Raw genomic sequence first — 22711 nt, forward strand, 5'->3', positions numbered from 1 at the left:
TCTGCCACTGCCCCGCGCCGATGGCCGCCCCCACGGGCGTCCCTCGCGTGCCTCGCGCCTCCTGGCGTCCCCGCTCCGGGACGCTCCGACCGGAACCCGCCATGCATTACGAGAACATCATCCGCCTCACCTCCGAAGCCCTCATGATGTGCCTGATGCTGTCGCTGCCCGCGGTGGCGGTGTCGGCCATCGTCGGCCTGCTGATCTCCTTCGTGCAGGCGATCACCTCACTGCAGGACTCCAGCATCTCGCAGGGCATCAAGCTGCTGGCGGTGACGGTGGTGGTGGCGATCTGCGCGCCCTGGGCCGGCTCGACGCTGCTGCGCTTCTCCGAGAACCTGCTCGCGGCGATGTTCCTATGAGCGCCGGATCGATCCGCCGCCAGTTGGCCGCAGACGCCGCCGCCGCGGCGGCGCGCGTGTCCGAGGCCAAAAGCGCCGCCGTGGCGCACCGCCACAACCTGGATCCGCACGATGCGCTGGCGCAGGCCGGTCATGGGCACCGAGGGCAGTTCCGCGGTTATGTGTTCCGCACGGTCCGCGCGCCCGCGCCGCCGCCGCCCCGACGCCCGACGCCCCTGCGCCGCCGCCCGCCGTCGCCGCCCGGTGCCGGCGCGGCGGGGCCGGACCATGAGGAGCACGCCAACGCGCCGCCGTTGCCGTCGATGCCGGGCTTCGCCGCGGCCGAGCAGGCGGAGCGCGCGCCCGGCCTGGACCTGGGACCGCTGACGCGCCACGACGATCCCGGCGAGCGCGAGCAGGATGACCGCCGCGAGGAGGCGCGCCACGACCGTCGCTGGCGCATCGGCGCGCGTTCCGCGCCGCCATCCGGTGCCGCCAGCGCCAGCGCCAGCGCCGGCGCGTGGCAATCAGCGTTCGAGGCCCTGGCCGGCGCGAACGCCCGGGCGCTGGCGCCAGCCTCGCCGGACGCGATCGCCGCCGCGTCGCCCGAGTACCGGGCGATGGCGCTCGTCGGCGCCTTGCTCGAACTCGAGGCGGCGGCGGCCGGACGCGGTGCCCCGACGGCTCCCGGCGGGCCGGTGGGTCTGGTCACGCAGTTGGCCGCGCTGCGCCTGGTGGCGGTGCGCGCCTACCTGCAGTCGCGCCTGGAACCGGGGCCGCTGGCGACGCTCGCGCGGGTCAAGCAGGCGCTGCTCGACCAGCGTTCCGAACCGGGCCCTCGGGTCGCGGCGCCGACCGATCCCGCCGCTTCCGCCGATCCTGCCGAGGAAGCGCGCCAGAACCGCCACGCCCTGCTGCCCCTGCTGCTGCTGAACGCGGACCGGCCTCGGACGCCGCAGCAGACCCGCCTGAGCTGCGACCGCATCGAGATGGTCTGCGCGACCTCGATGGTCGCGCCGGCCGCGTGACCCATGAGCCAGGAACGCTTCCAGTCGCTGGTCCGCGACCTCTGTCAGCTCATCGAGCTGCCGGACGCCGACGCCGTGCTGCGCCGCGGCACCATCGAGGTCGAGGGCTTCGAGGTCAACCTCGCCAACTTCTCGAACGACCCCGGCGCGATGTACCTCAATTTCCATTACGGCATCGTCACCGCCGGCCGCACGCTGCGCGTGTTCCGGCTGCTGCTGGAAGCCAACCTCAGCGTCTACGCCCAGGACCAGGCGCAGCTGGGCCTGCATGCGGACACCGGCGGCATCGTGCTGATCGTGCGCGTGCCGCTGGGCGACAGCATCGACGCGCCCTGGCTGGCCGAGACCCTGACCCACTACGCCGAGCACGGCCGCTACTGGCGCGACAACATCGCCAATGCGACCGAGGAGATGTTCGCCGGCATCTGCGCCGGCGACTACTTCTGGATCCGCGCCTGAAGCCCGCTCAGAACTCGCCGGGCCAGAGATGGCGCAGGTAGCCCGGCGGCTGCTCCTGCGGCAGGCCGCGCGCATGCAACGGCAGCTGGGCGGTGGCGGCGCCGCCGTAGTCCGGCATGGCCCAGGCCAGCGGCTGCTCATGCAGCAGGTCGAGCCGGTAGCCGATGCTGTAGATCGCCTGGATCCGCACCACCGCCCCGGTCGCGCCGCCGCTCAGCTTGCGCCGCAGCCGGTAGACATGCTGCTCCAGCGTGCGCTTGCAGATGTCGGTGCCGCCGCCCCAGACCCGCGCGGTCAGGCTGGACGCGCTGACCACCCGCCCGGCATTGGAGAACAGCACCCAGGCCAGCGCGAACTCGCGCGCGGTCAGGCTGATCTCCTGGTCGTCGCGCCGCACCGCCGACGCGGCCGCATCGAGCGAGTACGGGCCGACCTCCAGCCCCATGCGCCGCAGCTGCTGCGGCCGGCCGACGCGGGCCCGCAGCCGGGTCAGCAGCGGCTCGACCGAGTCCACGTAGTCGGCGTAGTCGGTCGCGCCATGCGCCATCGCGTCGACCATGCCGACAGCGTTGTCCCCACCGACGACCAGGATCGGCACGACACCCCCCAGGCGCAGCTGCAGCATGGCGAGCCAGTCGATCAGACTGGTGTCGGCATCCTCCAGCAGCACCGCCTGCGCCTCCCCGCGCTTGATCGCCTGCAGCAGCGCCGCCGACGACGGCATCGGCCGGAGCTCGACGCCATGCGCCGACAGGTCGCGCACCAAGGCCGCCTGCCGGGCCTTGTTGATGAACAGTCCAACGAGCTTCACTGAATTTCTCCTGTGCCACGACGGTGGAATGTGTCTTCCATTGCAGGCCGGCGTGACGGCTGGGAACGGCTCCCCGTTCCGAAATGACGGCCCATCCCGAAGCCGTCGCCTTGAGCGAAATAGTTCATTTCCTGATCTATCAGGGTTCCAGTTTGGCTCACGTTCAGTTGCGTCTCGATGGCCCTTGTTGTGACAAGAAGCACATCCTGAGGCGGTTCATACAGGGTTCAGGTCAACGCTCTGTAACGTTCACGTCCGGTTCATCTCCTGTTCATTTCCGCCTCATCACCAACTTATCTCCATGAATTCCGCCACCCGCCCCGAACGCCTCCAACGGTGATGCGAATCGGCGCTTCGCGGTCGCGCGGACGGCTTCGCGCCGCGCGCCGGATGATGCCCTCGCGCGGCGCAAGCTCGCCAGCGGCTGTCCCGACGCGGCATGGCCACCCCTTCCCATTCACGGAGGCCCGACCCATGAGCAGCACGCGCGGATGGCGCACCCTCGTCCGGCTGAAGGAGCGCCGGCTGGAACAGCTGGACGCGGCCCTCGATGCCGCCCGGGCCCAGGCGCGCCAGCGGCAACAGCAGCTGGAGGCGCTGACGGCCGAGGCCGACGGCTGTCGCGCGCGCGAGGACGCGCAGCGCGCCAAGCTCGAGGCCCTGGCCGGCACCGCGGCGGGGTTCCGCCCCAGCGACCTGGTGACGCTGCAGCACCTGCTCGAGGAAGCCACGCGCACCACGCTGGCCGCGGCCAAGCGGGTGCGGGACGGCGAGCGGCAGGTCGAGGCGGCGCAGCAGGCCGTCGTGTCCGCCCAGCATGCGCGCCGGCGCGGCGAGCAGCAGCTCGACGGCTGCCGGCAGCGGCTGGAGACCACGCTCCGCACGCAGCAGGCCGAGCAGGACGACCAGCAGGACGAGGAGGCCGAGGAGGCCTCGGTCGCGCGCCTGCTGGCCGCGCGACCCGACCGTCAGCCGGAGGCGGCCTGAGATGGCGGCCCCGGATCCGCTGGGCGGCACCGAGGCGCTCATCCACCTCGGCGAATCGGTCAAGAGCCTGCTGACGCTGCTGGCGCTGTGCAGCCTGCGCGGCTACGTCGCGATGCTGGTGCTGCCGGTCACCAACGACCAGGTGCTGCAGGGCGTGGTGCGCAACGGCCTGGCGCTGACCATCGGCATCTTCATCGCCTGCGGCCAGCCGCTGCAGGTGGTGGACAACCTGTCGACCTTCGCCCTGTGCGTGCTGATCGCCAAGGAGGGCCTGATCGGGCTGCTGCTGGGCTACGCGGTCTCCACCGTGTTCTGGGTGGCCGAGGGCATCGGCGTGCTGATCGACAACCAGGCCGGCTACAACAACGTCCAGCAGACCAATCCGCTCAGCGGCGAGCAGAGCACCCCGGTGGGCAACCTGCTGTCGCAGCTGGCGATCTGCGGCTTCTACCTGCTGGGCGGGCTGCTGGCGCTGGTGGGCCTGCTGTTCGAATCCTTCCAGTGGTGGCCGCTGGACCGCGCGATGCCCGAGTGGTCCAACCTGCTCGAGCGCTTCCTGCAGGCGCAGATCACCGGCTACCTGCAGGCCATGATCAAGATCTGCAGCGCCGTCGTGATGGTGCTGCTGCTGATCGACCTGGGCATCGGCCTGATCTCCAAGACGGCCGACAAGCTCGAGCCCAACAACCTGAGCCAGCCGATCAAGGGCGCGGTGGCGCTGCTGATGCTGGTGCTGCTGGTGGCGGTGTTCTTCGACCAGGTCAAGCCGCAGCTGGCGCTGCACACGATGGCACGCGACCTGGGGGCCTGGTTCCAGTCGGCCCATTGAGGCGCCGCGCGCGGCTGTTGCGTTTCGTATCCCTCCATGCCGCTTCGCCTGCCCGGCGCGCGCCGCCGCCGCGAGGCGGATGCTGTCCCCACCCAAGCTGTCCCTTGGAAGGAGGATCCGTCATGACCTTGGCTTCACCATCGACCGCCCTGCGCGGCGCCGCGGCAACGGCCGCGCACGCGACGCTGACCCCGCACCTGATGCTCGACCCGCCGCTGCCGCGGCGCGGCCGCGACGACGCGGCCCAGGGCGGCCTGTTCGACGTCGACGTCGGCACGGTCTGGAAGACCGCCCGCGCGGCCGAAGGCGGCGACACGCTGCTGACCGTGCGCTGCTTCAGCGTCGAAGGCCTGCAGCTGCGACTGGCTCAACTCGTGAACGGCCACGCCGGCGTGCTGTCGCCGTCGCTGGCGATGTTCCTGCGCGGCGGGCTCGACCAGGCCTATGTGGACGCCCTCGCCTATCGCCGGCTGGTCGATGCCGCGCCGCGCGTGCTCGGCGATCTGGGGGCCCATCCGCTGCACGTGGACACGCTGTCGCGGCGGCTGGTGGTCGACACCTCGCGCTGCTTCGTCGCGAAGACCGCGCGCCTGACGGCCGAAGCGATCGCCGGCCTGGCCGCGCTCTCCGAGTCCCCGCAGTGCCTGACCGTGGTGAAGCGCCTGCGCTGCGCGCTCGGCGCGACGGCCTCGGAGGCCGAGGTGGCGCTGGCCACGCGGGCGCTGCTCGAGGCCGCGCGGCGCGTTGCCCGCCACGTGCTCAACGAGCCCGGGCTGGAGCTCGGCGAGACCGCGGAGCCGCTGGCCCGCGAGGTCGGCCCGCGCCTGGTGGCGCGTGCCTTGTTCACCGGCGCCGAGGGCGACACCGGCGCGGTCGCCGCTGCCTTCGCGGCCCGGTGGAAGACCGGCGCGCGGCCCTTGCCCAAGGATTGATTTCCCCGTCCGCGCGCCCGGCCAGGACGCGCACCTCCCCACCCGGCTGCCACGCAGCCATCCCCAGGAGCTCACCATGCCCGAAATTTCCGGCATCAATACCCCGCTGGTCCGGCCGTCGGACTTCCAGCCGACACCGCTGAAGCCGTCGGACCTCCAGGCACCGCCCCAGGCCCAGAACGCGCCGATCGGCCTGCAGACGCGCGCCTCCGCGGACACCGGCATGGCGCCGCGCGCGAGCATCGGCGAAAAATTCGGGCTGGTGCCACAGAGCCCCGGCGGCCCCGACGGTCCGAACAAGCCGGGCCCGCACAACGAGAGCTCCAACAGCATCCTGGCCAACGGCGGCAAGGAGTCCACGACGCAGGCCAAGGAGGACGCCAAGACCTCGATGGACAACCTCCGGGAGATCAACGAGATCAACATGAAGTTCCAGATGGACATGGCGCAGCTGCAGATGGTCAAGGGTTTCGTCGAGGCGCAGGCCAAGGCGATCAAGGACATCGGCACGAAGATCGCGCAGGCGGCCGGCTGACGCCGGCGCCTCTTGTCCTGCGCGGCATCCGCCGCTCCCCCGGGCCCGCCCGTCGACAGACGCGCGGGCCTCGTCGCTTTTGCACGCGTGCCGCGCACCGGCAAGCGCTGTTGCGTCCGTTCACGAATGACACGGCAACACCGTGAAACTGTCGGGAAACGAAAAGAGGATTCGTGAGGATTTCGCCGAGGCCTTGTGATCCATCGTCGAGGGGCTCCCTCCTAGCATGAGCGTCATTCCGTTCACGACCCCGATGGAGATTCCATGCTTCTGCTTGCAATGACCTCGCTGCGCGCCGCGCCCCTGCATGGCGAACTGGCCCGCCTGGCGCTGGAGGGCCAGTTGCCCGCCGCGCTGCGGATGGGCGGCGACCACTTCGAGCGCCTGCAGCGCACGCCCGACGCCGCGCCGCAGCGTGCGGCCCTGGGCCAGTTGCTGGGCCGCGCGATGCTGGCCTGCGGCCGCGAGGAGGACGCCGAGGAGCTGTTCCAGCGCCAGCTGCGACATTACGAAGCGATGTCGCGCCACATGGTGCGCTGGTACGGCGCGATGGACCAGGGCGCGATGCTGCTGCACCTGAACAAGCCCGGCCGCGCGATCGACTGCCTGGGCCCCGTCGGCGACGACGCCCGCGCGCCAGTGGCGGCCCGCGTCGAGGCGATGGCCGGCGTCGCGCAGGCGATGCTGCGCGCCGGCGACTGCGGCAGCGCGATGCGCTCGCTGGACGCGGCGCGCAACCTGGCCGCCTCGCTCGGCGACCCGCGCTTCGCGCAGCTCGTGGACTGCATGGCGCTGGAACTGGCGACCCTGCACCGCGAGCGCGGCGGCGACGCGCTCAACGACCACGCACTGGGCTCGGTCTACCGCGAAGGCGCGTCCGAGGCGCCCGACAACACGCTGATGCATCAGCAGCTCGGCGCGGCCGCGGACGCGGTCCGCAGCTGGTCGCCGCTGGTGGCAGCGCGCATGGATCACCTGCGGCGCATGCTCGCCGCGGACTGCACCGGCCCGGCCGCCGCGGCCCAGGTCGCCCACCAGCTGGCCTGGCTGCGCGACCGCCGCCTGAGCGAGTTCGAGACCCAGGCCCGCATCGAGGGCGCGCTGATGCTGATGGGCCGCGGCGCGTCGCACGCCGCCTCGGAGCTGCTGGCGCCGCTGACCTTCAACGAGCAGCAGATGCACCGCAGCCGTCACGCGCTGGAGCTGCAGTACTGCCAGGCCAAGCTGCACCAGCAGCAGGGCCGCCACCTCGACGCACTGCGGCTGTACCGCCTGCACACGCAGCACGCGGTGCAGTCGCTGCGCACCTACGCGGCCGCCGGTCGCGCGCCGGGTTTCCTGCAACAGGCCAAGGCCGGCGGCGATGCCGGCGATCCGGCCAAGCTGCGGCTGCCGCTGCGTTATCGCCGCGCCTACCAGTTCATGATGGATCACCTGACCGATGAGCATCTGTCGGTGCGCCAGGTCGCCGCGCATGTCGGCGTCACCGAGCGCGCGCTGCAACTGGCCTTCCGCACCCACCTGGGCGTCACGCCGGCGGAGATGATCCGCACCCGCCGCGTCGAGCGCATCCACGGCGACCTGCAGGCCGGCGGCGGCGAGGCCGGCGTGCTCGAGGTGGCCTCCCGCTGGGGCGTGAAGAACCGCTCGACGCTGGTCCACAACTACCGCAGCCGCTTCGACGAGACGCCGACGCAGACGCTGCGCGGCGGCGCGGAAGGCGACATCCTGCAGGCGCGCTCCGACGCCTGATCGCCCAGGGGCACATCGAACCCGCAAGGGGCGCGCATCGAGCGCGCCTTTCCTTCATCGGCCCGGGTCCGGGCCACATCAGACGGGCGCCTCTCCGGATTTCCGGCGAGGCGCCCGATGTCATTCGCCGTCGTAAAGCTTGAGGATCTTGCGCACGTAGTCCTGCGTTTCGCGATACGGCGGGATGCGGTTGCCATAACGCTTCACCGCGCCCTCGCCCGCGTTGTAGGCAGCCAGCACCAGGTCGACGCGTCCGTCGAACATCTCGTTGAGGTCACGCAGGTAACGCGCGCCGACGTCGATGTTGGTGGCCGGGTCGAGCAGGTCCTGCCTGGACGCGACGCCGTAGCGCGCGCCCGTCGCCGGCATGATCTGCATCAGGCCGAGCGCGCCCTTGGGCGAGCGCGCCTGCGTCTGGTAGGCCGACTCCACATGCACCAGCGCGCCCACCAGGCGCGGATCCAGCCCATGCTTGCGACTGGCCTGCTGCACCATGCGCTGCAGGTGCGGCGCGCCGAGCGCCAGGGGCTGCGGGTTGGTCCGCCAGGTCAGCGGCGCGGGCGACGGCCTCGGTCGCGTGAAGGCGAGCGTCGTGAACTCGGTCTCGATGCGTGGCCCCGGCAGGTCGGCGACCTCGAAGGCCGTGCATCGACGCACCGCCGCGCTGAACCGCGCCGACAGGTCCTCCAGCGCGACCCGCTCACTGCCGTCCAGCAATTCGCAGCGATAACGCACGCCGGCGTCCGCGGGGCCGGCGACCATCGCCGCGGCGCACACGGCCGGCCAGAAGGCGGGGCGGAAGGCGGGCCGGAGGGCGGGTCGGAAAGCGCGAGGTCCGGCTGTCATCGCCGGGACTCCATCAGGCCTCGCCGCGCAGCGCGGCCAGTTCCTCGCTCGCCTGCGCCAGCAGCAGCTCGGCCTCGGTCGAGGCCAGCCGGGTGCGGCTCAGCAGCGAGGAGAACTCCGCCATCGCGCCGTCCAGGTCGATCGCGTCGCCGTCGGCGGCAGCGGTGGCGGCACCGGTCGTCGCGTCCTGCGGCTGCGCCATCAGCGCACCACCGAACAGCAGCGTGTGCACGCGATGCAGCTTCAGCGCGATCTCGCCGGCGCGGCGCAGGCTCTCGTCGTCCTGGCGCGCGGCGCTGACGCGCTTGATCTCCAGCATCAGCGCCTGGAAGCGCTCGACCTGCGTCTGCACGGTCATCTGCACCGTTTGCAGCGAGGCGAAGAAGTCGTTGTATCCGGCGGCGGCCAGCGAGGGGGCAGTCAGCATGGGGGCTCCTGTTGAGGCTTGAAGGAAGGCGCGGGACGCCAGCGCCATGCGCGCGGCCCGGTCCCGTCGCAGTGTCCGCATCGACCGCAGGCCCGGCCGGCGCCGGGCGAAGGCCCGTCCGCGCATGCGAACGCGGGCTGCACCGATCGCAACCGCCCCCCGCCCGCCACCGGTTCGCGGTCACGGACGCCGCTTCGTGTCACCGACCTCTCACCGCCGACCCGCGCCCTAGCCTCCTCATCGTCAACAAGAAGGAGCTGACCATGTCGGTGAATGGTGTCAACGGAGTGGGCGGCCCCAGCCCCTCGACGCCCGGCAGCACGCCGGTGCCGCCCAGCGATGACGGCGGCGGCGACATCACCCAGTCCAAGGCCTTCCAGCAGGTGGTGAGCGGCATCTTCCAGGGCGGCCAAGGCATGATGAAAGACGCGCTGGGCAAGTTCTTCGAGGAAGAAGAGCCCGACGAGGACGACCCCGACGCGGAGCCGCTGTGATGCGGGCGCCCGACTTCCAGCGCCGCGCGCTCGCGGCCTGCGTGGCGATGGCCGTCGCGGGCTCGGGCAGCGCGCCCGCGACGCTGCTGGCGCAGGACGCGCGCGGCGCGGCACCGGCCGCGTCCAACGCATCCGCCACGTCCGCCGCCTCCGCCGCATCCCTGATGGCGCCCGCTCCGGCGGGCACCTCCGCGGCCCCGTCCACGGCGACAGTCGCCGCCAAGCCTCGCACCCGCGCGGCCACCAGCGACCGCCGCCTGGAGCGCCGCTTCGTCTACCGCGCCGAGAGCCGCCGCCTGTCCGACGTGCTGCAGGACTTCGCCGCGAGCCAGGGCGTGCCGGCAGTGGTCGGCGATGGCGTCGACGGGGTGGTCAACGCCAGCTTCGACAGCTCGCCGCAGGTCTTCCTCAGCGCCATCGCCAAGGCCTACGGCCTGATCTGGTACGACGACGGCACCGCGCTGTACTTCTATCCGGCGCGCGCGGTGCAGAGCCGCATGTTCCGGCTCAAGGGCTACAGCCGGCGCGAGGTCACCGAGCTGCTGAACTCGCTGAACCTGGGCGACAAGCGCTACCCGCTGCGTTTCAACGACGCGCAGCGCACGCTGCTGGCCTACGGTCCGCCGCGCCACATCGACCTCATCGCGCAGGCGCTGGACTCGCTGGACCTGGGCGCCGCCGAGGGCAACGAACGCGTCGTGCGTGTCTTCCCCCTGCGCTTCGCGTCCGCCAACGACCGCCTGCTCGGCGAGAGCAACGTGCCCGGCGTCGCCTCCATCCTGCGCAACCTCTATGCCGCCCAGAGCCTGCAGCCCGACACCGTGAGCGGCCAGCCGGCCAATCCGGTCGACCAGAAGATCAAGGCGATGCAGTCGATGTACGGCGCCGGCAAGCTGGTGCCGGAACTGCCCTCCGCCGGGCAAGGCCACGGGCCGGGCGGCGGCGCCGACAAGCCGGGGCAGAGCGCGCGCACGCTCAAGAGCCCCGTCAACTTCGAGGAGGACCAGCCCCGCTTCGAAGCCGACGAGGGCACCAACGCCGTCATCGTGCAGGGCCGCGCGTACCGCATGCGCGAGTACGAGGCGCTGATCCAGCGCCTGGACCAGCGCCCGGTGCTGGTCGAGCTGCAGGCCATGATCATCGACGTCAGCGAGGACAACGCGCGCTCGCTGGGCATCGACTGGTCGGTGCAGGGCAACCGCGGCCAGTTGTCGGTGACCTCGCCCGGTGGCGGTCCGCCGCAGACCGGCGGCGGGCAAGGGATGCTGGGCAACGGCACCTACACCATCGGCACGCTGGTCGCGGATGCCGGCCGGCAGCTGATGCTGCGCATCAACGCGATGCAGGGCGAAGGCAAGGCCCGCGTGGTCTCCAAGCCCTCGGTGCTGGGCGTCGCCAACCGGCCCGCGGTGATGAAGGAGAAGCGCGTGGCCACGGTGCGCGTGGCCGGCAACCTCGATGCGAAGCTCTACCAGATCGAGGCCGGCACCCTGCTCCAGGTCACGCCGCAGGTGGTGTCCAGCGGCGGCGTCAACCAGATCAAGCTCTCGCTCTACATCGAGGACGGCAACTTCGAGGCCACCTCGGTCGACGCGGTGCCGGTGCTCAAGAAGACGGAGATCCGCACCGAGGCCCATGTGCGCGAAGGCGAGAGCCTGCTCATCGGCGGCCTGATGGTCGAGGCCAGCACCGACCAGCAGTCCGGCGTGCCGCTGCTCAAGGACGTGCCGCTGGTCGGCGGCCTGTTCCGATGGAGCGGCAGCCGCGCCACGCGCACCGAGCGCCTGTTCCTGATCACGCCCAAGCTGGTCGGCGGCAACGCCGCGCCCGCCCTGTCGCAGCCCCCGGCCAGCGACATGGATCCGGGCGCGCCGACCGCGCCGCTGGCGCGTTGAAGCGCCCCGTCCGCACCCCTCGCGCAGGCATTCGCAATCCATGAAACAGCTTCGTGTCCTGACCGGCGTGCATGCGGGGGTCCACCTACCGTTGAGCGCATCGACATACCGCATCGCCGCGGACGAGCAGGCCGACATCCAGCTCGTCGACTGGCACGCGGAACCCCTGGTCCTCGAACTCACGGAGAACGGTCAAGTGCTCGCCCTCGCCTCCCCGCTGAATGGCTCGCTGAACGCCACGCCCGGCGCCGCGCTGAACGCAGCGTCCGGCGCCGCCGTGGACGATGCCACCGGCGCGGGCGCACCGATGGCCGACTTCGAGCCGCGCCGCTTCGGCGACGTGGTGCTCTGCGTCGGTCCCGCGGATGACGCCGCCTGGCCTTCCGACATCGAGCTGATGGAACGGCTGATGCGTCCGGTGCAGGCGGTGGTCGAAGCCGCCGCGCCGGTGGTCGAGGCCGCGGTCACCAGCGGCCGCCGGGTGCTGGCCTGGGGCCTGGTGGCCGCGCTCACGCTGGGCGGCCTGCTGGCCACGGTGATCTCGCGGCATGCGCAGGCCGCGCGCGCCGCGGTCAAGCCCGAGCCGCTGGTGGGCCAGGTGTACCGCGCCATCGCCAGCGCCGCGATCCCGGAGATCACCGTGCGCGCCGCCGGCGAGCGCGTGATCGTCGAGGGCCTGCTGCCCGACGCCGCCGCCGCGCAGACGCTGCGCCAGTTGCTGGACCGTTTCCCGGTCGAGCGCATCGAGCATCGCTACGCCTCGGCCGCCGACATCGCGCAGAGCATCTCCGACGCGCTGGACACGCCCGGCCTGGTGGTGCGCTACCGCGACCGCGGCGTGTTCATCGTGGGCGGCCGCGCCGCGCATCCCGACCGGGTGCGCGACGCCTCCACGCGCGTGGCCGCCGACCTGGCGCCGCTGGTGCGCGGCATCGAAGTGGCCGTCGCCCCCGCGCCGGTCCCCGAGAGCGTGCCGGTGGGGGCGATGCTCGCCACCGACGGCCTGCAGTACGTGCAGACGCGCGATGGCGCCAAGCACCTCTCCCTGATCCCGGAGTCCATCGGCGAGCTGAGCGATCCGCCGACGCCGCCGGCCCGTTGATCCCTTCCGGACTTCCACCCGACCCTCCCCCTTTTCACGGAGCAACTTCGACCATGAACGAGCAACTCGAGCAAACCGTCTTCGGCGACCTGGCCAACCTGGAGAAGTCGCTGGCCGAGGACGCCACCGGCGACCGCGCGCGCGCCATGCTGTCCTACTTCGCCGACGTGGCCAAGAGCAGCGAAGGCCTGCTGCAGACCGCCGCCGCCGCCGAGCGCCAGCTGATCTCCCAGCTGATCGAGGCCTTCAACGCCGCGCAGCGCATCGTGCGCCACATCTGGGAGACGCTGCACAACGCGTCGCTCGCCGTCTGACCCGCGGAGGCCCTCCATGCAACACACCCAAGCCAGCAGCGGCGGCGCGCCGGGCGCGCAGTACCCCGAGGTCTACCGCAACCTGATGGCCATCGGCCTGCTGGGCGCGATCTATCGCGCCAGCGAGGACGCGGCCATCGTGCACGAGGCCGTCGAGATGACCCTCGAGGACCCCACCATGTACGTGATGCACCGCGCCATCGCGGTCGCGATGGGCGGTGACGCGGCCTATGCCAAGGCCTCGCTGGGCCGCCGCATCGAGCAGCAGCCCGACGACGACAACTCCAAGGTGGCGCTGGGCGTCTCGATGATGCTCAGCGGCGACCCCGAGTGGAAGCACTGGCTCAACAACGTGCTGGCCACCAGCACCGACCAGCAGGCCCGCGAAGCCGCCAACGGCGTCCTCGCCTACCTGGCCAGCCTCCGGACCTCCCACTGATTCCCCCGGGAGCGCTGTCCCGGCTCCCTTCTCGAGCAGGCCGCACCTCGCGGCGCACCCCAACGCGGACCTTCCGCATTTCCTCAGGAGCAGACGATGTCAATTCCCAGCACCAGCAGCAGCACCGGCGCGAGCATGGGCAACTCCATGAACATGTTCCAGTCCGGCGCCGCCGGGCTGAGCGCGCAGGGCACCCAGGCCGCCGGCCAGGACGGCTCGGCCATGATGGACCAGATCCAGCAGACGGCTGCGATGCAGATGCAGTTCCAGACGCAGATGGGGATCATCCAGATGATCGTGAAGATGAATGAAGCGCTGGCCAAGCTCTTCAAGGCCATCGGCGAAGCGATCAAGGGTCTCGCGTAAGCACCACCACGCCCCTCGCCCCCTCTCATCCCTCCGAATCCGTTCTCGATTCATTCCTCATTCCCACGGGAGATCTTCATGAGCGTCAATTCCACGCAGCAAACCCAGGTCAACAGCTACAACATGCGCCTCGGCCTGGGCAGCACCGCTTCCTCCGCTGTGTCCAGCCCGCTGGGCAACGTGCCCCTGTCGCTGGACCCGACCCGGCTGGGCAACGTCCTGAGCTCGATCGGCGACGTGCTGGCCGCCGTCTCGCCGCTGCTGATGGCGGGCATGCAGCGCATGCCGATGCTGCCGACCCTGCCGGCCAACGCCTTCGGCGCCTACCCCTTCGCCCAACTGCCGATGCCCGGCCTGCAGCGCTTGCCGCAGTCCTACGTGCCGGCCATGGGCAACCCCATGATCGGCAATCCCATGATGGGCAACCCGATGATGGGCAACCCGCTCATGGGCAATCCGCTGATGGGCAACCCGGCCCTGGGCCTGCCCATGGCCACGCCCTTCGCACCGGCGATGAACCCGACGCAGGCCAACGCGTTCAGCGCGCTGCAGCAGGTGCTGCAGATGTTCAGCGGCAGCGGTGCCGTGCCCCAGGGTGGCCTGCCCCCGGGCGGTGTCTACAACGGCGCGGGCCTGCCCAACGCCAACCTGCCGAACGCGCCGCAGACCAACGCCTACGGCAGCGCGCCCAACGTGCCGACCACGGCCGCGCCGACCGGTGAGGTCAAGTTCGACGCCGCCGGCAACGTGCAGATGGACAAGGACCGCGCGACCCGCGAGATCGCGCGCAACTTCGACCAGCTGACCGCCGGCAAGGACAACTTCATCACCAAGGATGACCTGAAGGCGATCGCCAACGGCGAGATGCAGCGCTTCCAGGTCTCGGCGAACTACACGCCGGAGCTGCGCGCCGCCGCCAAGTACCTGCTCGACCATCCGGACGACTTCAAGTCGCTGGAGACGGCCGACTCCAAGGCCCAAGGCTTCAAGGGCCACGCCGACGGCAAGATCGGCAAGGGCGACACCACCGCCGCGATGCAGCAGGTCAGCTTCAGCGTGGGCGAGAAGGAAGCGCTGCAGACGCTGGCCAAGTACGGCAACAGCTTCTTCACCTCGGGCGACAAGATGGTCAGCAAGTCCGACCTGGACGCCATCGTGAAGACCGGCAAGATGCCCGACGGCACCGCCGCGCCGCAGGACATGAAGGACGCCGCCAAGCTGATCCTCAGCCAGCCGGAACTCTTCGACAAGATGGACAACGCCTTCAAGGTGCGCGTCAAGCATCGCGGCGACCAGCGCGGCGACGGCCTGGTCAGCGCCGACGACCTGCGTGAAGTGCTCAAGGGCGCCGACACCCAGCCCGGCCCGAGCGGCCTGAAGGGCGAGATCTTCGGCAACGTGCGCGCCGATTCGCTCGCCGGCCTGCTGCTGCGCGGCCTGAATGACAACGTGCCGCAACCGTCGCAAGCCTTCAAGGACAACGTCGCGACGACCTTCCAGAACGTGCCGACCTCGGTCCGCCTGTACTGATCGGAACGCTCGCACCAACCGCTTGAAAGGACTCACACCATGAGCTTCTCGATCCCCCCGACCTCCTCGGTCCCGTCGTACGCGGCGCCCCAGTCGCCGCTGGGCTCGGCTCTGTCCAGCACGATGGACATCGCCTCCACGCTGATGCAGTTCAGCACCGGCCTGCTGCAGAACCTGCTGCAGGCGCAGCAGAGCCAGTTCGGCGGCGGCCTGCCCGGCTCGGGCATCCCCGGACTCGGCACGCCGGGTCTTGGCACACCGGGTCTGGGCACGCCCGGACTGGGCGGCCCGCAAGGCGCCGGCCAGGGCCTGCAGGGCATCCTGCAGAGCGTGGTCCAGCTGCTGCAGGCGCTGACCCCGCTGCTGCAGGCGCTGGGCGGCGGCGGCCTCGGCGGCCTGGGCAACGCCAATCCGCTCGCCAGCTCGGTGGCCAACCAGCTGGGCGGCGGTCTCGGCGGCGGCCTGGGCGGTGGCCTCGGTGGCGGCTTGGGCGGCCTCGGCGGCGGCCTGGGTGGCCTCGGCGGTGGCATCCCCGCCTACCAGCAGCCCTTCGGGCAGCAGCCGTTCGCGGCCTCGCCGTACGCCTCGCCCTACACGCAGTCGTACGCGCAGCAGCCGTTCACCGCTTTCCAGCAGCCCTACGCCGGTGGCGTGGCCTCGCCGTACAACGCGTCCTTCGCGCAGCAGCCGTTCACCAGCCTGAACCAGCCGTTCACCCAGGTGGATGCGCTGAACTGGGCCCAGACCTACGGCGGTCCCAACCTGTCGCAGAGCGAGCTGACCCAGGGCGTGAACCTGTTCAACATCTTCAACGGCCGCACCACCGGCATGTTGTTCTGATGTCCATGCGCGGGGGCCGTTCGCGGCCCCCGCCAGGCACGCCGCGTCCTCGCACGCGACGTGCCTGTCCCGAGCGGACACGCGTCCGTTCAGGACAGGCACTTCCCCAGGAGCACACAGATGGATCCGACCTTTCATCGCAAACCCTTCGTCCGCGCCCTCATCGAGATCGTCAGCCTCGGCATCACGCACAAGCGCACCGAGGACGCCGAGACGGTGCTGGTGGCGGTGCGCCAGCTGCGCCCCCACCTGACCGAGCTCGACACCTTCGAGGCCTGGATCGCGATCAGCCGCGGCCACTGGCACGACGCGATCCGCACGCTCAACAACCTCGATGCCAACACGCGCAACTGGAGCCTGGGCCGCGCGCTGATGGCCTTCTGCCAGTTCGCCGTCGGCGATCCGGCCTGGAGCGTCAGCGCCAACGAGGTCATCGAGGGCGACTCCACGCAGGAAGCGCGCAGCCTGGTGCGGCTGCTGCTGGGCAAGGACGTCAATGTCGGCGAGCCCGAGCCCGACGCCCCGGTCGCCACCAGCTTCGCCGACTACGACCCGCGCTCGCTGCCGCACGCGCCGCTGCTGCGCGCCTGAAGCGGCGCGCGCCCGAAGCCACCCCGCAGGAGAACCGCATGACTGTTCCCGCCATCGGCGCCGTGTCCGGCGCCGCCCCGACGCAGGTCCTGGATCGCGCCGCCGCCGCGCCCGATGCGCTCGGCGGCCTGTCCGACCGCTTCCAGCGGCTGATGATGGAGCATCCCACCGCGCCGGCGCCGCACGGCACCGAGGTCGGCGAGCGCTCGCCGGTCTCGCATTTCATCGAGGCGCAGGAAGGCGTGCTGCGCCAGACCTTCGACAGCGTGCGCGCGTTCTCGCAGGAGGCGCCAGCGATGAATCCCGGCGAACTGGCCTCGCGCCACATCGCGCTGAGTTATCAGCTGTCGATGGTGCAGGTGCAGTTCAACGCCGGCGTCTATGTCGCGCAGAGCAGCAAGAGCGGCCTGCAGACCTTGATGAAGAACCAGTGACGTGTCCCGGCGGCCGGCGCAGTCCGGCCGCGATGAACGGACCCAGGGAGTTCCGACATGCCTTCCACGATCAACGACCACGCCCCGCGGCCCTGGCGACTGCTGCTCGGCGCCGTGCTGGCGCTGTGCCTGGCGGCCTGCGACACCGACCTCTACACCAAGCAGACCGAGGCCGACGCCAACCACATGGTGTCGGCGTTGCTGGAAAGCGGCATCACCGCCAGCAAGCAGACGCCCGACAGCGGCAAGACCTGGAGCGTCAAGGTCGACGAGGCCGACGTGGTGCGCGCGCTGGCGGTGCTGCGCGCGCAGGGCCTGCCGCAGGACAAGCACGTCAGCCTGGGCGACATGTTCAAGAAGGAAGGCCTGATCTCCTCGCCGACCGAGGAGCGCGTGCGCTTCATCCACGGCGTGTCGCAGGAGCTCTCCGAGACGCTGAGCCAGATCGACGGCGTGGTCACCGCGCGGGTGCACATCGTGCTGCCCAACAACGACCCGATGGCCCAGGAGGCCAAGCCCTCCAGCGCGTCGGTGTTCGTGAAGTACCGGCCGCAGGCCAACCTCACCGCGCTCACGCCGGCGATCAAGAACATGGTCGCGCGCAGCGTCGAGGGGCTGTCCTACGACAACGTCTCGGTGACGCTGGTGGCCGGCGCGATGATCGCGCCACCGCCGCCGCCCGCGCCCGGCGGGATGGGCCTCTGGATCGCGGCGGCGCTGGCACTGCTCGGCCTGGGCGGCGCCGCCGGGGTCGCATGGAAGAAGCCGGAGTGGCTGCCCGAGCCGCTGGCGCGCCGGCTGCGGCCGGGCACCGTGGCCTCGGTCACCACCGCAGGCGCCGCCGACGGGCAAGCGAACGCCGCACAGGGCGGCGGTCCCGGCGCCAGCGCGGGCTTGAACGGCGGCAGCCCCACCGCGGCGCAGGCTTCCGCGACCTGAGGTCGGCCATGGACGCCGCCCTGACGACACCGGGCCCCATCGTGCCGGCCCCGCACACGACGGTCGATCGGCCGGCCAGGGCCGCCCCGCCCGTCTTGCCCGTATCGCCCGTGGACCCCGGCGAACTGGCCCGGCTCGCGCTCGTGTTCCAGCGCCGCCTGGATCGGCTGCCCGACGACATCGACGACGGCTGGGCGGCGCTGAATGCGCTGCGGCCGGCGCTCGACCAGATGCCGGACGGCCCCTCGCGCCGCCGCCTGATGCTCACGCTGTACCGCCGCTGGTGCGGACCGCTGCCCGACCCGCGCCTGCTCGCGACGCCGGGCGGTCGCCTGGCGCTGCACGGGCGGCTGGGCCTGCTGTCGCGCCTGTGCGCGGTGGCGCTGGCGGGCCGGCCCGGCGTGCTGCGCTGCTGCGTCGAGATCCGCGCGCGGCGGGCGCTCGAAGGCGCGCTCGGCCCGGCGATGGCGGCCCTGCGCGAATCCGCGCGCCAGGGCGCGGTGGTGCCGGCGCAGGTCGCGGCCTGGTCGCCGATCCAGTGGGCCTGCGTCGGCTACGCGGACCTGGCGCTCGCGGGCGCGTGGCCGCATCGCGGCCTGCGGCGCCTGGTGCGGCTCGCGCTGCCGGCGCGATGGCCGGTGCCTGACGGCCGCCATCAAGTGCCGGTGCGTCACGCCTGCGCGCTCGAGGGCCTGGCCCGCCTGGACGCGCTCTTCGCGAAGGAACCGACATGATGATCTGGCTGCAGGGCGGCGGCGCGGACCGCCTGGGCGGACTGGGGGCCGAGGACGGCATCCTGCGCGCCGCCGAAGTCGACGGCGCCGCGGAGCTCGACGCGCTGCGCCGCGCGATGGACGAGCAGCGCGACGCGGTGCTGGCGCAGGCGCGCGAAGAGGCCTCGAAGCTGATGACCGATGCGCGCGAGCAGGCGGACCGTCTGCTGGCCGAGGCCCGCACCGAAGCCGAGCGGTTGCGGGTCGAGGCCTGCGAGGCCGGCCGGCGCCAGGCGGCGCTCGAATGGCATGAGCGCCAGACGGTGCAGGTGATCGACAACGCGCAGGTGCTGCGCGGCATGCACGAGAAGCTGGCGACCATCGTCACCGGCGCCGTCGAACGCATCGTCCACACCGAGGAGCGGGCGGCGCTGTACCAGCGCGCGCTGCGCAGCGTGCGCAGCTTCGCGCGCGGCGCCAGCACGCTGGCCCTGCGCGTCAGCGCCGATGACCACGCCCACGCGCGCGCCGCGCTGGACTCGCTGAAGGCGCTGCAGACGCAAGGGGTTCACATCGAGGTCAGCGTCGACCCGGCGCTGCGGGCCGGTAGCTGCGTGTTCGAGTCGGAGGTCGGCATCCTCGACGCCAGCCTGCAGACGCAGCTCGACGGCCTGCGCGCGGCGATGGACCGTGCGGTGCGCAAGGCGCTGGCGAGCAGCCTGCCGCTGGCCGATGCCGGCGACCACGAAGCCACCGAACACGGCTTCGATGACGGCCCGGACGACAGCGCCAGCGATCGCGGCGTCAGCGACCGCGGCGTCGACGCTCAGGCCCAGGCTCACGCGTCCTTCGGATTCCCGCACACGGATGCGGGCGCGCGGGCCGATGCCGATGACGCCGAGGACATCCTTCACGCGCACGACCTCGCCGAACACTGACCAGGAGCGCCGATGAAGGCATTGCAGGGATTCACCGACCTGATGGAGGCCGAGCTGGCCTCGGCCACGATGGTGGGCCGCACCGGCAAGGTCACCGAGGTGATCGGCACGCTGATGCGCGTGAGCGGCCTGGACGCCCGCCTGGGTGAACTCTGCGAGGTGCTCGACGACGACGGCGCGGTGCTGCAGACGGCCGAGGTGGTGGGCTTCGCCGGTGGGCGCAGCATCCTGTCGCCGTTCGGCTCGATCCTGGGCGTGCGCGGCGGCACCCGCGTGGTCGGACTGGGCCAGGTCTTGTCGGTGCCGGTCGGCCAGGCGCTGCTGGGCCGCGTGATCGACAGCCTGGGCCGGCCGATCGACGGCAAGGGCCCGGTGCGCACGACCGAATCGCGCCCGGTGTTCGCGCTGCCGCCCACGCCGATGGAGCGCGAAATGATCGAGCGCCCGCTGCCCACCGGGGTCAAGGTGATCGACGGACTGATCACGCTGGGCGAGGGGCAGCGCATGGGCATCTTCGCGCCGGCCGGCGTCGGCAAGTCCACGCTGATGGGCATGCTGGCGCGCGGCACGCAGTGCGACATCAGCGTCATCGCGCTGATCGGCGAGCGCGGCCGCGAGGTGCGCGAGTTCATCGAGCTCATCATGGGCGAGGCCGGCATGGCGCGCTCGGTGGTGGTGTGCGCGACCTCGGACCGCTCGTCGAGCGAGCGCGCGAAGGCGGCGCACGTGGCCACCGCGGTGGCCGAGTACTACCGCGACCAGGGCCTGAAGGTGCTGCTGATGATGGACTCGCTGACCCGCTTCGCGCGGGCGCAGCGCGAGATCGGCCTGGCGGCGGGCGAGCCACCGGCGCGGCGCGGTTTTCCGCCGTCGGTGTTCGCCGAGATCCCGCGGCTGCTCGAACGCGCCGGCATGGGCGCGCGCGGCTCGATCACCGCGCTCTACACCGTGCTGTACGAGGACGAGAGCGGCAACGACCCGATCTCGGAGGAAGTGCGAGGCATCCTGGACGGCCACATGATCCTGTCGCGCAAGATCGCCGCGCGGAACCAGTACCCGGCGATCGACGTGCTGGGCAGCCTGTCGCGGGTGATGTCGCAGATCGTGCCCAAGCCGCACCAGGCGGCCGCCGGCCACCTGCGGGCGCTGATGGCCAAGTACGACGAGATCGAGCCGCTGGTGCAGATGGGCGAGTACAAGCCCGGCAACGACGCGCTCGCCGACGAGGCCATGCGCAAGCTGCAGCCGGTGCGCGAGTTCCTGTGCCAGGCCACCGACGACCTCTGGGCCTTCGACCGCACGCTGGGGTCGCTGGGCCAGGTCGTGGCGGGATGAGGACGCCACGCGCGCGCGACGCGCATGGCGCTCCGCGCCCTGCCCCGCCGGCCCTGCGGCCGGGCTGTTTCAACGATCCGGAGTGACCCGATGAATGCCTCCCTTCACCGTCATCACCGCCCTCGCCACCTTCGCGCGTCCCGCCTCGGCTCGCGTTGCGCGCTCGCGATCGCGCTGCTCGCGCTGGGCGTCGGCCTGACCGGCTGCGCCTCGCGCCGCCCGCCGGAGCCGCTGGCCGTCGTCGCGCCGGCGCCGGTCCCCTTGCCGCCGCCGGGCCCGGCGCTCGACGTCAAGGACGGCCACGTCTGGTCGCCGGACATCGCGGCCGTGGCGCGGGAGCTGCAGCAGCTGGCGCTGGACAACGGCCAGGTGGAGGTGATGCGCACGGCCGGCAACCAGGTGCGCGTGCGCATCGACGCGGCCGATGCGGTCGATCGCCGCGATGCGCTGCAGCCGCGCTTCCGGCACTTCGTGGAGCGCGCCGCCGAGGTGCTCGCGCGCTCGCCGGCGGTGCGGGTGCGCGTCGAGGCAGGCGTCCGCGTCAACTCGCCCGCCAATTCCCCGGCGGCCGCGAAGGGTCGCAACCAGGCGCTGGGCTGGGCCCGCGGCACCGAGGCGATACTCGCCAGCCGCGGCATTTCCGCCGACCGGTTGACGTCCGAGGCTCGCGCCGGCGGCGACGCCGAAGCGGCGGGAAGCTTCGACGCCGGCCCGCGGCGCTACATCGAGCTGCTGGCCGCCGACCCGATCGCGCAGTAGCGCAGGTGGGGCCGGCCCGCCGCGCTTGCACCGACCCTTCATCCAGCCTTCATTCATGACCGTCCCCCTGGCCTCCCGCCGCGCCTTCATCCAGGCGTCGATCGCCGCGGCGTCGGCGCCCATGGCGCTGCTCGCTCCCACCGCTCAAGCGCAAACCGGCGCCTGGCCCAGCAAGCCGGTGCGTATCGTCGTGCCTTATGCGCCGGGCGGACTGAGCGACGCCGTCGGGCGCCTGCTGGCCGAGCGGCTGGCGCTGGGCCAGCCGGTGATCGTCGACAACAAGCCGGGCGGCGGCGGCGTCATCGGCATGGGCGTGGTGGCCAAGGCCGCCGCGGATGGCCACACGCTGGCCTTCTCGGCGATCAGCCCGCTGACGCTCAGCCCGCACACGCACCAGGTGCCCTACGACGCGCTGACCGACTTCGCGCCGGTGGCGCGGGTGATGGTGTCGCCGGTGTACCTGCTGGCCACGCCGGCCTTCACCGGCAAGACCTTCGCCGACGCGATCGCCCAGGCGCGCGCGCAGCCGGACCAGGTCACCTTCGCCACCAGCGGCGTCGGCAGCCTGGGCCACCTGATGCTCGAGCAGATCTCGCGCAAGGCGCAGGTCCGCTTCACCCACGTGCCCTACAAGGGCGGCGGACAGATCGCCACCGATGCCGCCGGCGGCCAGTTCCAGCTGTTCACCGCCAATCCCGGCGCGGCGCTGAACGCGCTGGTGGAGCGCGGCAAGCTGCGCGTGCTGGCCGTGGCCGCGCCGGGCCGCATGCCGGGCCTGCCCGACGTGCCGACCGTCGATGAACTGGGCCATCCGGAGGCCAACATGAATTCGGTGTTCGGCGTCTTCGCGCCGGCCCGCACGCCGCCCGAGGTGATCCAGCGCCTGCACGAGGCCATCAACCGCGTGCTGGCCGAGCGCGACGTGCAGGAGCGGCTTCGCCAGCTCGACTACCTCGTGAGTCCGGCGACGATCGTGGCGTTCACCGACCAGTTGCGGCGCGAGCACGCCGCCAACGGTCGGCTGCTGAAGGAGAGCGGCATCCGGCTGGAGTGACCGGCGCGTGCAGGCCGGCGC

At 71.8% G+C, this 22711-nt stretch carries 27 protein-coding genes; 24 read left to right on the forward strand and 3 right to left on the reverse strand.

What is annotated here, in order from left to right:
- Positions 1-101 precede the first annotated feature (101 nt).
- From sctS to FHT37_RS08540, 3 genes are read left to right on the forward strand one after another with little or no spacing between them, the layout of a single operon-like run.
- Positions 102-362 carry a type III secretion system export apparatus subunit SctS gene (sctS, locus tag FHT37_RS08530; RefSeq protein WP_091733548.1) on the forward strand — a complete coding sequence of 87 codons (261 nt, stop codon included), beginning with the start codon at positions 102-104 and terminating at the stop codon, positions 360-362.
- A complete protein-coding gene (locus FHT37_RS08535; protein WP_183480166.1) occupies positions 359-1369 on the forward strand; it encodes a hypothetical protein in 1011 nt (336 codons plus the stop codon). The genes sctS and FHT37_RS08535 overlap by 4 nt, the downstream gene beginning before the upstream one ends.
- Before the next feature lie 3 nt (positions 1370-1372).
- A complete protein-coding gene (locus FHT37_RS08540) occupies positions 1373-1828 on the forward strand; it encodes a CesT family type III secretion system chaperone (RefSeq protein ID WP_091733544.1) in 456 nt (151 codons plus the stop codon).
- 7 nt (positions 1829-1835) lie between these two features.
- On the opposite strand, the gene FHT37_RS25650 is transcribed toward FHT37_RS08540, so the two are convergent.
- The gene (locus tag FHT37_RS25650; RefSeq protein ID WP_183480168.1) at positions 1836-2639 is read right to left on the reverse strand and encodes a response regulator transcription factor; all 804 of its coding nucleotides are present in this window, start codon (positions 2637-2639) and stop codon (positions 1836-1838) included.
- A gap of 474 nt (positions 2640-3113) precedes the next feature.
- On the opposite strand from FHT37_RS25650, the gene FHT37_RS08550 reads away from it, so the two are divergent.
- The 5 genes from FHT37_RS08550 to FHT37_RS08570 all read left to right on the forward strand — a co-directional run bounded on the left by FHT37_RS08550 (position 3114) and on the right by FHT37_RS08570 (position 7674).
- Complete coding sequence (locus FHT37_RS08550; protein WP_183480170.1) at positions 3114-3626, forward strand: hypothetical protein; 513 nt, start codon at positions 3114-3116, stop codon at positions 3624-3626.
- A 1-nt stretch (position 3627) separates the two neighbouring features.
- Positions 3628-4455, forward strand: a complete 828-nt coding sequence (gene sctT, locus FHT37_RS08555; RefSeq protein ID WP_217648510.1) for a type III secretion system export apparatus subunit SctT — start codon at positions 3628-3630, stop codon at positions 4453-4455.
- A 122-nt stretch (positions 4456-4577) separates the two neighbouring features.
- The gene (locus FHT37_RS08560) at positions 4578-5387 is read left to right on the forward strand and encodes a hypothetical protein (RefSeq protein WP_183480173.1); all 810 of its coding nucleotides are present in this window, start codon (positions 4578-4580) and stop codon (positions 5385-5387) included.
- Between the two features lie 76 nt (positions 5388-5463).
- Entirely contained in the window at positions 5464-5922 is a 459-nt protein-coding gene (locus FHT37_RS08565) for a hypothetical protein (protein ID WP_183480176.1), read from the forward strand.
- Positions 5923-6186: 264 nt separating this feature from the next.
- Entirely contained in the window at positions 6187-7674 is a 1488-nt protein-coding gene (locus FHT37_RS08570) for a helix-turn-helix transcriptional regulator (protein ID WP_183480178.1), read from the forward strand.
- A gap of 120 nt (positions 7675-7794) precedes the next feature.
- On the opposite strand, the gene FHT37_RS08575 is transcribed toward FHT37_RS08570, so the two are convergent.
- Both FHT37_RS08575 and FHT37_RS08580 read right to left on the reverse strand, forming a co-directional pair.
- Positions 7795-8520: a lytic transglycosylase domain-containing protein gene (locus tag FHT37_RS08575; protein ID WP_183480180.1), complete on the reverse strand. Its 726-nt coding sequence runs from the start codon at positions 8518-8520 to the stop codon at positions 7795-7797.
- Between the two features lie 13 nt (positions 8521-8533).
- Positions 8534-8947: a hypothetical protein gene (locus tag FHT37_RS08580; RefSeq protein WP_183480182.1), complete on the reverse strand. Its 414-nt coding sequence runs from the start codon at positions 8945-8947 to the stop codon at positions 8534-8536.
- A gap of 263 nt (positions 8948-9210) precedes the next feature.
- Here FHT37_RS08580 and FHT37_RS08585 point away from each other — a divergent pair, with 263 nt between their 5' ends.
- From FHT37_RS08585 to FHT37_RS08660, 16 genes are all read left to right on the forward strand, one after another.
- Positions 9211-9441, forward strand: coding sequence for a hypothetical protein (locus FHT37_RS08585; protein WP_091733528.1), 231 nt, complete (start codon positions 9211-9213; stop codon positions 9439-9441).
- Positions 9441-11336: a type III secretion system outer membrane ring subunit SctC gene (gene sctC, locus FHT37_RS08590; protein ID WP_183480184.1), complete on the forward strand. Its 1896-nt coding sequence runs from the start codon at positions 9441-9443 to the stop codon at positions 11334-11336. Before FHT37_RS08585 ends, sctC begins: the two co-directional genes overlap by 1 nt.
- A 40-nt stretch (positions 11337-11376) precedes the next feature.
- A complete protein-coding gene (gene hrpD5, locus FHT37_RS08595; protein WP_141225465.1) occupies positions 11377-12438 on the forward strand; it encodes an HrpD5 family protein in 1062 nt (353 codons plus the stop codon).
- Between the two features lie 53 nt (positions 12439-12491).
- The gene (locus FHT37_RS08600) at positions 12492-12752 is read left to right on the forward strand and encodes a hypothetical protein (protein ID WP_091733522.1); all 261 of its coding nucleotides are present in this window, start codon (positions 12492-12494) and stop codon (positions 12750-12752) included.
- A gap of 16 nt (positions 12753-12768) precedes the next feature.
- Positions 12769-13191, forward strand: a complete 423-nt coding sequence (locus FHT37_RS08605; RefSeq protein WP_091733520.1) for a hypothetical protein — start codon at positions 12769-12771, stop codon at positions 13189-13191.
- Between the two features lie 96 nt (positions 13192-13287).
- A complete protein-coding gene (locus tag FHT37_RS08610) occupies positions 13288-13557 on the forward strand; it encodes a hypothetical protein (RefSeq protein WP_091733518.1) in 270 nt (89 codons plus the stop codon).
- Positions 13558-13635: 78 nt separating this feature from the next.
- Entirely contained in the window at positions 13636-15087 is a 1452-nt protein-coding gene (locus FHT37_RS08615; RefSeq protein WP_183480186.1) for an HrpF/NolX family T3SS translocon protein, read from the forward strand.
- A gap of 39 nt (positions 15088-15126) precedes the next feature.
- Positions 15127-15927 (forward strand): hypothetical protein, encoded by an 801-nt coding sequence (locus FHT37_RS08620; RefSeq protein WP_141225464.1) that lies wholly within the window; start codon positions 15127-15129, stop codon positions 15925-15927.
- Positions 15928-16047: 120 nt separating this feature from the next.
- Positions 16048-16518, forward strand: a complete 471-nt coding sequence (locus FHT37_RS08625) for an HrpB1 family type III secretion system apparatus protein (protein ID WP_183480190.1) — start codon at positions 16048-16050, stop codon at positions 16516-16518.
- Between the two features lie 38 nt (positions 16519-16556).
- Positions 16557-16952 carry a hypothetical protein gene (locus FHT37_RS08630; protein WP_183480192.1) on the forward strand — a complete coding sequence of 132 codons (396 nt, stop codon included), beginning with the start codon at positions 16557-16559 and terminating at the stop codon, positions 16950-16952.
- A 57-nt stretch (positions 16953-17009) separates the two neighbouring features.
- Positions 17010-17891 (forward strand): type III secretion system inner membrane ring lipoprotein SctJ, encoded by an 882-nt coding sequence (sctJ, locus tag FHT37_RS08635; protein WP_183480194.1) that lies wholly within the window; start codon positions 17010-17012, stop codon positions 17889-17891.
- A gap of 8 nt (positions 17892-17899) precedes the next feature.
- Positions 17900-18625: a type III secretion protein HrpB4 gene (locus tag FHT37_RS08640; protein WP_183480195.1), complete on the forward strand. Its 726-nt coding sequence runs from the start codon at positions 17900-17902 to the stop codon at positions 18623-18625.
- The gene (sctL, locus tag FHT37_RS08645; protein WP_183480196.1) at positions 18622-19542 is read left to right on the forward strand and encodes a type III secretion system stator protein SctL; all 921 of its coding nucleotides are present in this window, start codon (positions 18622-18624) and stop codon (positions 19540-19542) included. Before FHT37_RS08640 ends, sctL begins: the two co-directional genes overlap by 4 nt.
- Before the next feature lie 12 nt (positions 19543-19554).
- A complete protein-coding gene (gene sctN, locus FHT37_RS08650) occupies positions 19555-20877 on the forward strand; it encodes a type III secretion system ATPase SctN (RefSeq protein WP_091733502.1) in 1323 nt (440 codons plus the stop codon).
- A gap of 90 nt (positions 20878-20967) precedes the next feature.
- On the forward strand, positions 20968-21636 hold the full coding sequence (locus tag FHT37_RS08655; protein WP_091733500.1) for a hypothetical protein: 669 nt from the start codon (positions 20968-20970) through the stop codon (positions 21634-21636).
- A gap of 55 nt (positions 21637-21691) precedes the next feature.
- Positions 21692-22690 carry a tripartite tricarboxylate transporter substrate binding protein gene (locus FHT37_RS08660; protein WP_183480198.1) on the forward strand — a complete coding sequence of 333 codons (999 nt, stop codon included), beginning with the start codon at positions 21692-21694 and terminating at the stop codon, positions 22688-22690.
- Positions 22691-22711 lie beyond the last annotated feature (21 nt).

This window comes from Mitsuaria sp. BK037 (assembly GCF_014193045.1).
Lineage (GTDB): Bacteria > Pseudomonadota > Gammaproteobacteria > Burkholderiales > Burkholderiaceae_C > Roseateles.